The organism is Streptomyces chattanoogensis (assembly GCF_001294335.1).
GTDB classification, from domain to species: domain Bacteria; phylum Actinomycetota; class Actinomycetes; order Streptomycetales; family Streptomycetaceae; genus Streptomyces; species Streptomyces chattanoogensis.
In genome coordinates this window covers 30,447-43,292 of the sequence record NZ_LGKG01000154.1, presented here as the reverse complement: position 1 = coordinate 43,292, position 12,846 = coordinate 30,447, and the positions used below count along the sequence as shown (strand labels likewise).

The 12,846-nt window shown below is 71.6% G+C and carries 13 protein-coding genes and 1 pseudogene; 5 read left to right on the top strand and 9 right to left on the bottom strand.

All coding sequences use genetic code 11. The annotated features are described in order from the left end of the window. Positions 1–31: 31 nt before the first annotated feature. Together ADL29_RS27275 and ADL29_RS27270 are read right to left on the bottom strand one after the other, a co-directional pair. On the bottom strand, positions 32–1,858 hold the full coding sequence (locus ADL29_RS27275; RefSeq protein ID WP_053926235.1) for an alkyl/aryl-sulfatase: 1,827 nt from the start codon (positions 1,856–1,858) through the stop codon (positions 32–34). 159 nt (positions 1,859–2,017) lie between these two features. Then, positions 2,018–3,082 (bottom strand): methyltransferase, encoded by a 1,065-nt coding sequence (locus tag ADL29_RS27270; RefSeq protein WP_053926234.1) that lies wholly within the window; start codon positions 3,080–3,082, stop codon positions 2,018–2,020. Between the two features lie 221 nt (positions 3,083–3,303). Between ADL29_RS27270 and ADL29_RS27265 the strand changes: the two genes are divergently transcribed. Then, positions 3,304–3,513, top strand: a complete 210-nt coding sequence (locus ADL29_RS27265) for a hypothetical protein (RefSeq protein ID WP_053926233.1) — start codon at positions 3,304–3,306, stop codon at positions 3,511–3,513. A gap of 45 nt (positions 3,514–3,558) precedes the next feature. Here the strand turns inward: ADL29_RS27265 and ADL29_RS27260 are convergent, their stop codons facing one another. Both ADL29_RS27260 and ADL29_RS27255 read right to left on the bottom strand, forming a co-directional pair. Next, positions 3,559–3,999, bottom strand: a complete 441-nt coding sequence (locus ADL29_RS27260; RefSeq protein WP_053926232.1) for an SPW repeat protein — start codon at positions 3,997–3,999, stop codon at positions 3,559–3,561. A gap of 187 nt (positions 4,000–4,186) precedes the next feature. Further along, complete coding sequence (locus ADL29_RS27255) at positions 4,187–4,750, bottom strand: histidine phosphatase family protein (RefSeq protein ID WP_245689648.1); 564 nt, start codon at positions 4,748–4,750, stop codon at positions 4,187–4,189. Between the two features lie 330 nt (positions 4,751–5,080). On the opposite strand from ADL29_RS27255, the gene ADL29_RS27250 reads away from it, so the two are divergent. Both ADL29_RS27250 and ADL29_RS27245 read left to right on the top strand, forming a co-directional pair. Then, a complete protein-coding gene (locus ADL29_RS27250) occupies positions 5,081–5,299 on the top strand; it encodes a CbtB domain-containing protein (protein WP_046929440.1) in 219 nt (72 codons plus the stop codon). Between the two features lie 14 nt (positions 5,300–5,313). Next, on the top strand, positions 5,314–6,066 hold the full coding sequence (locus ADL29_RS27245) for a CbtA family protein (protein ID WP_053926230.1): 753 nt from the start codon (positions 5,314–5,316) through the stop codon (positions 6,064–6,066). Positions 6,067–6,283: 217 nt separating this feature from the next. Here the strand turns inward: ADL29_RS27245 and ribA are convergent. Then, positions 6,284–6,949 (bottom strand): annotated as a pseudogene (gene ribA / locus ADL29_RS27240) (GTP cyclohydrolase II RibA); the annotation flags it as partial. A 276-nt stretch (positions 6,950–7,225) separates the two neighbouring features. Here ribA and ADL29_RS27235 point away from each other — a divergent pair. Together ADL29_RS27235 and ADL29_RS27230 are read left to right on the top strand one after the other, a co-directional pair. Further along, entirely contained in the window at positions 7,226–8,104 is an 879-nt protein-coding gene (locus ADL29_RS27235) for a creatininase family protein (protein WP_078971323.1), read from the top strand. Continuing rightward, positions 8,097–8,951 carry a RibD family protein gene (locus ADL29_RS27230; protein WP_053926229.1) on the top strand — a complete coding sequence of 285 codons (855 nt, stop codon included), beginning with the start codon at positions 8,097–8,099 and terminating at the stop codon, positions 8,949–8,951. The genes ADL29_RS27235 and ADL29_RS27230 overlap by 8 nt, the downstream gene beginning before the upstream one ends. A 246-nt stretch (positions 8,952–9,197) precedes the next feature. Here the strand turns inward: ADL29_RS27230 and ADL29_RS27225 are convergent, their stop codons facing one another. The 4 genes from ADL29_RS27225 to ADL29_RS27210 form a co-directional block, all read right to left on the bottom strand. Continuing rightward, positions 9,198–10,292, bottom strand: coding sequence for a lysylphosphatidylglycerol synthase transmembrane domain-containing protein (locus tag ADL29_RS27225; RefSeq protein WP_078971327.1), 1,095 nt, complete (start codon positions 10,290–10,292; stop codon positions 9,198–9,200). A gap of 100 nt (positions 10,293–10,392) precedes the next feature. Continuing rightward, entirely contained in the window at positions 10,393–11,286 is an 894-nt protein-coding gene (locus ADL29_RS27220; RefSeq protein ID WP_053926228.1) for a methyltransferase domain-containing protein, read from the bottom strand. Further along, entirely contained in the window at positions 11,283–12,434 is a 1,152-nt protein-coding gene (locus tag ADL29_RS27215; RefSeq protein WP_053926227.1) for a glycosyltransferase family 4 protein, read from the bottom strand. The genes ADL29_RS27220 and ADL29_RS27215 overlap by 4 nt, the downstream gene beginning before the upstream one ends. After that, the gene (locus tag ADL29_RS27210) at positions 12,431–12,829 is read right to left on the bottom strand and encodes a 6-pyruvoyl trahydropterin synthase family protein (protein WP_053926226.1); all 399 of its coding nucleotides are present in this window, start codon (positions 12,827–12,829) and stop codon (positions 12,431–12,433) included. Before ADL29_RS27210 ends, ADL29_RS27215 begins: the two co-directional genes overlap by 4 nt. Positions 12,830–12,846: the final 17 nt, after the last annotated feature.

Sequence of the window (12,846 nt, the reverse complement as noted above, 5' to 3'; positions counted from 1 at the left end):
GGCCGGTTCCTGATGCACCGGGGCATGCCCGTCACGGCGTCACGATCGGGAAGTCGGGGACGGCATCGCCGAGCAGCCCGAGCAGCTCGTTCAGCGCGCCCGCCTCGCCCTCCTGTCCGACGCCGGCCGCACCCCGGCCCGCGAGGAGGTCCAGCAGCTGGGGCTTGGTGAGGGTGAGGGTCAGATCCGGGCGGCGCTCCGGGGCGGCGTTCGGCGGGCCCGGCGAACTGAGGTGGGTGAGCGCCCCGTTGGAGAGGGTCAGATGCCAGGTGCGGTCCTCGTCGGCCAGGTACCAGTCGAAGGTGCGGGCGGCCGTCCAGGCCCGGGGGCCGTCGATGCGGATGGCGAGCGAATCGAGGAGCTGGTCGACGGTCAGCGCCCCGGCCATCTCCGGGTGGGTGGTGTCCACCCGTACGGCGGCGGGGGTGCCGCGCAGTTCCATGGCACCGGTCAGATAGAAGTTGCGCCAGGTGCCGTTCTCGCAGCCGTGGCCCAGCCGGTCGTAGACGGCGGCGAGCTCCTGGCGGGCGGCGACGTGCCCCGGCTCGGCGAACACCGCGTGGTTGAGCAGGGTGGCCGCGAAACGGAGGTCGCCGCCGTCCGCGTACCGCTTCCCGGCCTCGACGGTGGCGTCCACGCCGCCCAGGGCATCGACGTACCGCCGGGCCAGCTCGGCCGGCGGATGCTCCCACAGATGCGCCGGATTCCCGTCGAACCAGCCCATGTAACGCTGATAGATCGCCTTGACGTTATGGCTGAGCGAGCCGTAGTAGCCGTGCCCGGCCCAGGACCGCTCCAGGCCCGGCGGCAGCCGCAGCTCCTCGGCGATCTCGGTGCCGGTCAGACCCTGGTTGAGCAGCCGGAGCGTCTGGTCGTGCAGATACGCGTACAGATCGCGCTGGTTCGCCAGCAGACGGCGGATCCGCTCGTTGCCCCAGGTCGGCCAGTGGTGCGAGGCGAAGGCGATCTCCGCGTCGGTGCCGAACAGCGCCAACGCCTCGTTGAGATAGCGGGACCAGTTCCGGGCGTCGCGGACGGCCGCGCCGCGCAGGGTCAGGATGTTGTGCATGGTGTGGGTGGCGTTCTCGGCCATGCACAGCGCCTGGTGGGCCGGGAAGAAGAAGTTCATCTCCGCGGGCGCCTCGGTGCCCGGGGTGAGCTGGAAGACGATCTGCACCCCGTCGACGATCTCCTCCTGGCCGGTACGGGTGACGTCCACGGTCGGCGGGATGAGGGTGACGGTACCGGTGGACATGGCGGCACCGAGACCGCAGCCGATCTGGCCGGCCGGGCCGCTGGGGAGCCCCGAGCCGTACATGTAGACGGCGCGCCGGGACATCGCCGTCCCCGCGTACACGGTGTCGCTGACGGCGTGCTCCAGGAAACCGGCGGGCGCGAGGACCGGCGCGGTGCCGTGGCCGTGCGGCAGGACGCCCCGGCCGCCGCCGAAGTGGTCCGGGTGCGAGTGGGTGTAGATCAGGCCGGTGACCGGACGGTCCCCGCGGTGTTTGCGGTAGAGCTCCAGCGCGGCGGCCGCGGTCTCGGCGGAGGCGAGCGGGTCGATGACGAGAACGCCGTGATCGCCCTCGACCAGCGTCATATTGGACAGGTCCAGACCACGCACCTGATAGATGCCGTCCGTCACCTCGTACAGGCCCTGCCGGCTGACCAGCCGGCCCTGCCGCCACAGGCTCTCGTGCGCTGTGTCGGGGCAGTTTCCGGCCAGGAAGCTGTATGCCTCGGCGTCCCAGACCACCCGTCCGTCCGCCGTCACGACCTCGGGCGGGTGGAGGGGTGCGATAAAGCCGCGGTCGGCATCGTCGAAGTCTTCGTGATCGTCGACGTGCGGAACGGTCACCGGGCACTCCCTCCCGGGGCGGGCGGTCCGGCGGGCCGGTCGTCCGGCGGGCCACTGCCCACAGAATCGATTTAACCCAATGTGCGACCCTTCCGCACGCCCCGCCCGCCCCGTCGGCCCCGCCCGCCGCGCCTCACAGCGGCCCGGCGCCGGTCGGCATCACACCGGCTCGGCCTCGATCAGGGAGAAGCGGCTGGGGCCGGGCAGCGGCGTCACGGACCGCAGCGCGAAGCCCGCACCCCTGCACAGCCGCTCGAAGTCGTCCCGGGTGCGCTCCCGGCCCCCGACGTTGACCAGCATGTTGAGGTCGACGATATAGGCGAGGCCGTCGGCCGCGGGGTCCACGACGGGCGGCAGCACCGGCTCGATGATCAGCAGCCCGCCGTGGTCCGGGACGGCCCGCCGGCAGTGCCGGAGGATGTCCGTGCACTGCTCGTCGTTCCAGTCGTGGATCACGCTCTTGAGGAGATACAGGTCGGCGCCCTCGGGAGCCGTGGTGAAGAAGTCCCCGCTCACCAGGGACGTACGGCCCTCGACCCCGTGCCGCGCCAGGTTGTCCGGGGCCTGGGCGAGCCCCTCCCTGAGGTCGAAGACGATGCCGTGCAGCGACGGATGCGCCGTCAGGATCGCGGCGAGGAGCGTGCCGTCGCCCCCTCCGATGTCGGCCACCGTCGTGAAGCGGCCGAAGTCGAAGGCCCCCGGCACCAGCGCCGCCGTATCGCGGGTGGCCTGGCCCATCGCGGCATTGAACTCGGCGGAGAGTTCCGGATCCTCGGCGAGATAGCCGAAGAAGTCCTTGCCGAAGACCGCGTCGAAGGCCGGCTCGCCGGTCCGCAGGCTGTCATCCAGGTGCTCCCAGGCTCTGAGCATGGCGGGGTCGGTGAACATCCGTATGAAGGAGTGCAGCGACTCCGGCCCGTCACTGCGCAGCAGGGCCCCGGCCGGGGTGAGCGCGAACCGCCCCGGGGTGTTCTCGGCCAGCAGCCCCAGCCCGGCCAGCGCTCTCAGTAAGCGGCCCATGGCCTCGGACCGGACCACGCAGTCCGCCGCCAGTTCGTCCGCCGTACGCTCACCGTCGCCGATCAGGTCGGCGATCCGGAAACGGGCGGCGGCGCCCACCGCCTGCGCCGCCATGGCTCCGTAGGCGATCCGGGTCAGCACCCCGCGGGCCTGGTCCGGCGACTGGCTCTCAGGGGACGGGAAGGACCGGTTCTCAGGGGACATCGGGGAACACCTCTCTGCTCAACGGCCTTACGGGCAGGGCTTGCTGGGTTACGGGCGGGGCTGCACAGGGCACAACAACGCCTGTGGCGTCGCGGTCGTTCTGATACCGCACGCACCCTTTATTAGGGAACCCTAAGTTCTCTGGATCACCCGGGCAATGGCCCCCGGAATCCGCCCGTACGACACGGCCGCCGGGCCGCTCCAGGAGGGAGGAACGCCCCGTGTCCTGCGACGACGACCGCCAACTCGGCGACCGCGCCGGGCAGTTGAGGCGGGGCACCGCCTGGCTGCTGCTGACCGCGGCACTCGGCGGCCTGGGTGCCGGCATCGCGCTGGGGCAGGGCCTGCTGGTGGCGGGCGGCCTGGTGCTGGCCGGAGTCTCCGGGCATCTCCTGGCCCCGGACGGCGGCCGGCCCACCCACCCTCGGTAAGGGCGAGCGGGCCGGCCGTCTGTCACCTGCTCCTGCAGGTATGCCTCATGTCTCGCGGCGGCTCTTCGCAGCCACACCGATGCACATCGCCCCCAGCAGGAACGTAAGGGCCCCGATCACGATGTTGTTCCAGATCACCCCCGCGTCCGGGCCGGTGCCGACGATCCACGGCGACACGATCATCCACACGCCCATCGCACACATCGCGCCGCTCAGGCCGTACATCCGGGCCGGCGCGACGGTGAACCCGACCGCCAGCAGCGCGATGGCGATGCCGAGGATCAGGTTGTGCATCAGCAGAGCGGGCTGCGTGGCCGCGAAGTGGACGATGAATGGTGATACGGCGCAGTACAGGCCGACCAGGAACACCGGCCCGTCCACGAGGATCACATCACGCCCGCCGAGAACACGCTCGTAGCGCTCCCTCATCTCAGTAACGTCGGGGTGACCCGCGAGAGTGCCCCTTTGGTGCGAGAGGTCGGCCATCCGACTCGCCTCCTTCGTTCACAAGCCTGGCCGAATCGCGGCATGGGAACCGCTCTCTTTATTCTGCGCTTATGTCGCCTTTATGTGTAGATGGAGGGACGGGTTTCCGTGGAGACGACGGGCCGAGCGGGGCGAGCGGGCCCGGCAGTCAGCCCTGACGCCTGACGCAAGGGCCGGCCCGGCCCGGTCAGCCCAGGCGCGGCGCCCGCCCCAGCCCCAGGTTCCAGCGCCCGCCCCGGCCGCTGAGCTCGGTCACGGTGAGCGGCGGAACATCCAGGCGCCAGAAGGTCTCCGCCGGTACCCCCAGGGCGGCCACCACGGCGGCGCGCACCACATCCACCTCCACCACCGCCAGGACACGCCCGGACGTGGCGGCCAGACCCGCGAGCCAGGCCTCGGTCCGTACGCACAGCTCACGCAGCGACTCCCCGCCGTGCCCCGCAAAACCGGGGTCCGACAGCCAGGCGGACACCGCCTCCGCCTCGGCGCCGGCCACCTCGGCCAGCGTCCGCCCCCGCCAGCGGCCCATCGCACAGCCCGGCGGCCCCGGCTCGGGCGCGGGGTCCGCCGGCAGTCCGAGCTCCTCGGCGGTACGACGGCACCGGACGGAGGGCGAGATCACGATCCGGTCCGCGGCCGGCCAGGTCCCGGCCGTGGCGCGGGCCCGCCGCACACCGGCCTCGCCCAGCGGCCCGTCGTCGTCGAAACGGACCTCGCGCTGCGCCAAACCCGCGGCCGGTGAGATCAACATCACCCGAGTTGTCATGACCTCTGCTTTCACATCGCCTTTATCACGCCAACAGCCTTGCGCCAAAAGGAAGTTGGCCGGATCGCGCGCCCCCTCCTGCGACCCTCCGCCCCCTGTGTGACCTTGGCCCGCCGGTCGGTTCGCGGTACCTTCCCGATGATATTGACGACGACATGACGGAAGCCGGTGGGATCCCGGCGCGGTCGCGCCACTGTATGTCCGGTTTTGACGCAGCCCCAAGGGGGCCGGGACCGGGCGAGCCAGACCCGGCATGTCGCTTCGGCACTCCAACGACTAGGGACGCGAGTTCCCCCTAACAGGAGGTCCCCTGCCATGGCTCAGACCATCGCCGCTCCGGCCGCCGGCACCGAAGCCCCGGCCCCGCTCCCCCTCAAGGCGATCGCCCCGTGGGCGCTGTTCGTCGGCGTCCTGATGCTGGTTCTGCTGTACTTCATCGGCGCCGAGCAGGGCGCCACCTCACTCCTCTCCGGTACGGACGTCCACGAGTGGGTCCACGACGGACGCCACCTGCTCGGCTTCCCCTGCCACTGAGCGGGCGCCGTTCCATGAACTCCCTCACCATCAGAAATCTCCTCGTACGCGGCATGCTCGCCGGTCTGGCAGCGGGCGTCCTCGCCTTCGTCGTCGCCTACTTCCTGGGCGAACCGCGGGTGGACGCCGCCATCGCGTTCGAGGAAGGCCACAGCCACGACCACGGGCACGAGGTGGAGGTCGTCAGCCGCGCCATGCAGTCCACGGCGGGACTGGCGACCGGTGTGCTGGTCTACGGCGTGGCACTGGGCGGTATCGCCGCTCTGGTCTTCTGCTTCGCACTGGGCCGGATCGGCCGCTTCGGCGCCCGGACCACCGCTGTCCTGCTGTCCGGCGCGGCGCTGGTGGTCTACCTCGTACCGTTCCTGAAGTACCCGGCCAACCCGCCGGCCGTCGGTGACCCGGACACCATCGGCCAGCGCACCGCCCTGTACTTCCTGATGATGCTGCTGGGCATCCTGCTGGCCGTCGGCGCAACGCTCCTCGGCCGGCGCCTGGCTCCCAAGCTGGGCAATTGGTACGCCACGGTGGCGGCCGGCGCCGCATTCGTGGTCGCCGTCGGGATCGCCTACGCCTTCCTGCCGTCGTTCGACAATGTGCCGCACGGGTTCTCCGGCACGCTGCTCTGGCAGTTCCGGCTGTCGACGCTCGGCATCCAGCTGGTGCTGTGGACCGCCTTCGGGCTGCTCTTCGGTCATCTCGCGGAGCGCGTCGTCACACCGGCGCGACAGGCCGTGGCCGCCGAACCGGCACCCGTGGCGTCCTGACGCTCACCGAGCAGGGTCCCACTGGCAGGGCCCGCGACGCTTTCCGCGTCGCGGGCCCTTGCGCTTTCCCGTCCCCTCACATCTGCCACATCCGCCACAGCCCGCCTTACGCGTTGCCCGCCCGGCTTTACGCGTTACCCGCCCGGCTTCCGGAGGGCCCAGAAAGCCCGGGAGAGCCGGGAGGCCGGGGAAGGTCAGGAGGCCCGGGAATGGCATCGAGATGCGGAATACCGTCCAGATGCGGCAGGTCGTGATCGAGCCGTTCCCGTTTCGCCCGCAGATAGCGGATGTTCTCCACGCCGGGCGGCATCAGCAGCGGCACCTGTTCGGCGACGGCGATACCGTGCCGCAGCAGCGCCGCCCGCTTCCGCGGATTGTTCGACAGCAGCCTTACGGAACGCACGCCGAGGTCCCGCAGAATTCCGGCCGCTACACCGTATTCACGGGCATCGACCGGCAGGCCGAGCGCGATATTCGCGTCGACCGTGTCCAGCCCAGCCTCCTGCAGTTTCATCGCCCGGAGCTTGGCCAGCAGCCCTATCCCCCGGCCCTCGTGCCCCTGCAGATAAACCAGAATTCCGCGCCCGGCCGCCACGATCGCCTCCATCGCCGCGGACAACTGGTCACCGCATTCGCAGTGCGTGGACGCGAAGGCATCACCGGTCAGACACTCCGAATGGACCCGGGTCAGCACCCGCTCCCCCGCCGCGTCCCCCGGCACATCGCCGTGGACCAGGGCCACTTGCTCGATCCCGCTGCGGAGGTCGAGATAGCCGACGGCGAGGAATTCGCCGTGCGCCGTGGGGAGACGGACCTCCACCACCCGCTCGACCCGCTCGTTTCGCCCGTGCTGTTCCGCTGAAATGCCGTCATCGGCGGCGATTCCGGCACCGGTATCAATTCCGGCACCGGCCCGGATACCGTCACCGGTACCGGGGGTGGCGGTACCGACAGCCGTATCGGCACCAACAGGGCCGTCAACAAGGCCGTCAACAAAGGCATCAACAGGGGCATCAACAGGGGCTTCGGCAGCAGTATCCGGCTCCGTCATGGCGCGATGGTACCGGCGGGGGCGGCCAGTTGGCATGATCTTCCGTGATGCCTATGCTGCGACATCCCGGCGAGGGCGAGTGAGCGCGAGGAAAGGCCGCAACCCACCATGACCGCATCGATATCCAGGAATTCGGGCCGTGGCCTGCTGCCGGCCGACACCACCGAGGACGTACGGGCCCGGCGGCCGCAATGGGCCCTTTTGCCCATCGGCAGCTTCGAACAGCACGGCCCCTTCCTGCCATTGACCACCGATACGGTCATCGCCTGCACCATCGCCGAAGAGATCGCCGCCGTCCATCCCGTCCATCTCCTTCCGCCGCTCACCATCTCCTGCTCCCACGAACACGCCGCATGGCCGGGCACGGTCAGCATCTCGGCCCGTACCCTGCACGCCGTTGTGACGGACATCGCCGATTCCCTCCGTGCCTCCGGCATCCACACCCTGATTCTCATCAACGGCCACGGCGGAAATTACGTACTGCGCAACGTCGTTCAGGAATCTGGCGGGACGGGGACCCGTATGGCACACTTCCCCGGCTCGGCCGACTGGGACGCGGCACGCAAGCGGGCGGGAGCACAGACCACCGCCCACACCGATATGCACGCGGGCGAAGTGGAAACCTCCATCCTCCTCCACGCCCACCCCGAATTGGTCCGCCCCGGTTACACATCGACGGAACCGGCGGAATCGGCGGACTGCATCGCCGACGACCGAAAGCATCTGCTCACCCTCGGCATGGCGGCCTATACGGACTCCGGCATCATCGGCCGGCCGTCCCTCGCCTCCGCGCAGAAGGGCGAGAAACTGCTGGCCGGCCTGGTCGACGCATTCGCCGAATACGCCGCTCTCTTCCACACCGAAGCACGGGCCCACGCCGGTATGCGTGCCGGTACGGCCAGCGGTACGGATGCCGGTGCCCATGTCGGTTCAGATGCCGGTACAGATGCCGCCGATGCCGCCACGGAAGCGCAGGCCCATGACTGAGACGCTCGACAAGACCACGGCGACTGAGGCATTCGACGAGAGCACGGCGTGGGACCGGCTGCGCCGCATCCGCACCGCGGAAGATGCCGAGGCCGCCGGGCTGGTGCCGGGCCGCTGGGCGCAGCATGCCTCGCCCGAGGCGGCGCAGCTGGCCGACCGCTATCTGCCGCTCTGCCTGGCCGGCCCCCGTATCGCCTTCGCCCAGCTCGGCCAGAGCCTGGACGGCTTCATCGCGACCCGCACCGGCGACGCGGACTATGTCACCGGCGAGGAGGACCGCCGCCATCTGCACCGGCTGCGCGCACTGGCCGACGCGGTGATCGTCGGCGCCGGGACCGCCACGGCGGACGATCCCCGGCTGACGGTGCGCGCCTGCACCGGCGACAACCCCGTACGCGTCGTGCTCGACCCGCACGGCCGGGTGCCACGCGGGCACCAGCTGTTCACCGATGGTGCCGCGCCCACGGTGTGGGTGGTGGGTCCGGAGGGTGCCGGGCATGCGCCCGGCAGCAGCGTGGACGTCCTCGCGCTGCCCGACGCCGCCGCCTTCGCGCCGCGTCGCCTCCTCGCGGCGCTGGCACGGCGTGGGCTGGGCCGGGTGCTGGTCGAAGGCGGGGGCGTCACCGTCTCCCGCTTCCTGCAGGATGGGGCGCTGGACCGGCTCTATCTCACCGTCGCCCCGGTGCTGCTCGGCGACGGCGTCCCCGGCCTGCGCTTTCCCGGAACCCCGGTGATGCGCGACGCACTCCGCCCTGCGCTGCGGCGCACCCTGCTCGGCGAGGACACTCTTTTCGAACTCGAGCTACGGGGGCCCGGCACGTGTCCTGAGGGTGGCGCACCGGCTTGAGCAGACGCATCCGGCTTGCCCCTGCGGCCCCGGCTTGCCCCTGCGGCCGGTGCCCGGCCTTGTGCCGTGTGCCTTGCGCCGCCTCCTCCTCTCCTTATTTCGGCAACGAATTACGGAGAGTGATTGGTTCCCTGCGGTGCGGTACGTTCCGGAGGTGGTGAAAGCTTGAGGAGTCCTTGTGGGCTTCTTGAGACTTCATGAGGCTTCATGGGGTCCCCTTGGGGTTTCTTGGGGGTTGAGGGCTCCTCAGGGCGTGGTCTGTACCTCACCGGCTTCATTCGCCGCGCCCTTCCGGCCCTTCCCGCCCGTCGCACCCTGTGCAGCCTGCGCAGGCTGCACAGCCAAGTCTCCTTCCCCCTCCCTCTCTTCCTCTTCGGCCTCCCGCCTCGCGTTCCTCGCGCCTCCGGCCCGTATCCCGGCGACCCAGCGCACCACCAGCACGGCGGCACCCGGCAAGCTCGCGACAAACGCAAGGGCGCCGTAGACAACGGACGCGGTGAGCCCCTGCGCCGCGCCCAGCCCGGCCGCGCCGAAGGCCCATGCCGCGACGCCTTCCCGCGGGCCCCACCCGCCCACGTTCAGCGGCACGGCCATCGCCAGCAGCGCGAGCACAACCAGCGGGACCAGCTCGGCGAGCGGTGCGCCGACTCCCGACACGCGGGCGGCGAGCACGAACATCCCGAGATATCCCGCGAGAACCACCGCGGACGAGAAGGCCACGCCCGGCCAAGTGGCGCGGGCGAAGAGGGCCTGGCGGGCCTCGGTCAGCGTGGTGCGGAGGGCGCGTCCGGCGCGGGAGGCGCCTCGGGTCCAGTAGGCAACGGCGATCGCCAGTACGGTGACCGCGGCCGCCGCGAGTGCCGCGCCGGGTGTGCTCAGCACGCGGCCCACCTGCGCGAGGGCCGGCGACGGCCGGACCAGCAGCACCGCCGCGCCGGCGACCAGCAGCACGAGCTGGCCCGCGGTGCGTTCCAGGACGACGGCGCGGACGGCGCGTCCGAGGTCGCGGGCGCTCCGGCCGTGCCGTACCGCGCGGTGGACGTCACCGACCACACCGCCGGGGAGCGCGGCATTGAGGAACAGGGCGCGGTAGTAGTCGGCGACGGCCCGGCCGAGTGGCAGCCGCAGGCCGAGGCCGCGGGCCACCAGGCACCAGCGCCAGGCGCTGAACACTGTGGTCAGCAGGCCGATTCCGAGGGCGGACAGCAGCGTGGGGACGTCGATTCTGCCCAGGCCGTCGAGGAAGGCGTCGGAGCCCAGGTGCCACACCAGCACCGCGAGGATGCACAGTCCGCCCACCGTCCGCAGCCGCGCCCACCCGGACCCGGATCGCCTCCTCATGCGGATCGCCCGGAGCGTACGGATCATGCGGTTCGCGATCGTGCAGTTTCCGTTTGTGCGGTTCGCGTCCGCGCGGTTCGCGATCATGCGGACGGTTTCCTCAGCCGGTCGCCGGGCGTGGCCCGGGCAGCGCCAGCAGATCCGTGTGGTGCACGGTGACCCGCAACTCCCCCGCCGCGCAGGCCTCCAGCCGCCGTCGTAGATACGCGTCCGCGCGGGCCGCCAACTCCGGCCGCTGCTCGCACGCGGCGCCCACCCAGCCGCGCAGCCATTCGGCGGTGAGCGCGGCCTCCTTGCCGCCGAGCCGCCAGGGGCTGGGCCGCGTCATGACCGCGGCGCCACACCGCTCGAACGCCGCCGTGGCCGCGGCGGCCGCATCCGGGCCGAGCAGCCGCCGGCCGCCGGCCGTGCGGCGCTGATGGTCGTTGAAGGCGGCGGTGAGGTCCGCGTCGAACGGTTCGTACGGGGTGAGTTCGACGCGGCCCGCCACGGAGAGCGCGAACAGGGCGGGGCAGCCGGCGTCCACGCACGCCTCGGCGAGCGCGGCCACCTCGTCATGGGTGAGGAGATCGAGCAGGGCCGAGGCGGTGACCAGTGAGGTGCCGGCGAGCTCGGCGGCGGTCAGCCGGGCGAGGTCACCCCGTTCCGTGGTGGCCGTTACGGCACCGGCGTCGGCGGCGGCCGGGGGCATGCCGTGCGCGGCGCGGGCGAGCAGCGCGGGGTCATGGTCGTACAGGATCCAGTGCTGCGGGCCGGGCAGCCGGACGGCGAGCCAGCGGCCCATGGAGCCGGTGCCGCAGCCCAGATCGCGGATCACCGTCGGGCGTGGGCTCCCGGCGCGGGCGGCCAGTGCGGCGCGCAGCGGCCGGAGGAGTTCGGGTGTGCGGGCTGCCGCATCGGCGGGCTCGCGCAACTCCAGCCATTCCGGGGCGAATCGCGGCCGTGAGCCCTCGCCCTCCGCCGGGTCGGCCGCGGCGCCCCCGGAGGCGTTCACCCGGCCGTCCCGGGCTCGTGCCGGACGGGTTTGGGCCGAACGGGCTCGTGCCGAAGCCGTTCCAGTGCCGCCGCCAGGTTGTGCGCCGTCATCTCCCACCCTTCCAGCGTGGCACGCCGCCCGCGCGCCAGAATCTTGAGGCGTTGCCGCAGTTCCGGGTCCCCGAGCCAGCCGCGCAGCGCGCCGGAGAGCGCCGCCGGGTCGTCGGACGGTACGAGGAGGCCCGGCACCCTGCCGTCCGGGGCGCTTCCGACGGCCTCCGGGACGCCGCCGACGGCCGTGGCCAGTACGGGAATTCCGCGCGCCAGGGCCTCGGTGACGACCATCCCGTAGGTCTCGGCGTACGAGGTGAGCACCAGGAGATCGGCCGCCGCGTAATACGCCTCGAGCTCCGCACCCGCCCGCGGCCCGGCGAACCGCACCCGGTCGTCGAGTCCGAGTTGCTTTACTTTTGAGGCGAGTTGGGTCATATAGGGGGAATCCCCTCGGGCCCCTCCCACGCATGCGCAGGTCCAGGGCAGTTCGGGGACGGTGGCGAGGGCCTCCACCAGGCGGTGCTGTCCCTTGCGCGGGGTGACCGCGGCGACGCACAGCAGTTGTGGCCGGGTGGCGCCGTCCGTGCCGGGCGCGAGGGGCGCGGGGTCGACTCCCGGCGCGGCGACATGGACCCGGTCGGCGGCCAGCCCGTGCTGCGCCACGAGCCGTCGCGCGGCCCACCGGCTCGTGGCCACCACCGCCCCTACGGCGTGCAGGGTGCGGCGCTCCCGGGCGGCCAGCTCCCGGGCCGTGGCGGGGGCGAGCCCGGTCTCGTCGGCCAGCGGCAGGTGCACCAGTACGGCCATCCGCAGCCGTCCGGCCTCGGGGGCGGTGATCTCGGGGACTCCGCAGGCCACCAGGCCGTCCAGGAGGACGAGGGCGCCGTCCGGCAATGCGGCCAGGCACCGCGCCAGTTCCCTGCGGGCTTCCGGGCCCGGCTCCGGCCCGCTCCCGGGCACGGTGTACGGGCGCACCTGCCATCCGGCCGCCGGGAGTTCACGGCACAGCCGCCGGTCGTAGGTGTTCCCGCCGCTGGGTGCGGCGGGGTCGTCCACCTCCCCGGGCAGGACGAAGTGCAGCAGGCGCTCCCCGGCCTTCCCGGTGGCTGTCACAGAGTGCGCTCGTAGGTCGCCCAGGCGATGTGCGACTCGTGCAAGGTGACCGATATGCCGGCCAGCTCGCGGGCGCTCTCGCCCAGGTTTCCGGCGTGTATGCGGTCGGCAAGTCGGTCGGCGATCACTTTGGCCAGTGCCTCCGTCGAAGTGTTGATGCCGGCGAAGGCCGGCTCGTCGTCGAGGTTCCGGTAGTTCAACTCCCCGACCACCCCGCCGAGTTCCTGAGTGGCCAGACCGATGTCGACGACGATGTTGTCGGCGTCGAGTTCGGCGCGGCGGAAGGTGGCGTCCACGACGAAGGTCGCGCCGTGCAGGCGCTGCGCCGGGCCGAAGACCGCGCCGCGGAAGCTGTGGGCGACCATGAGGTGGTCGCGGACGGTGATGCTGAACACGGTGGTCCTCCAGTGTG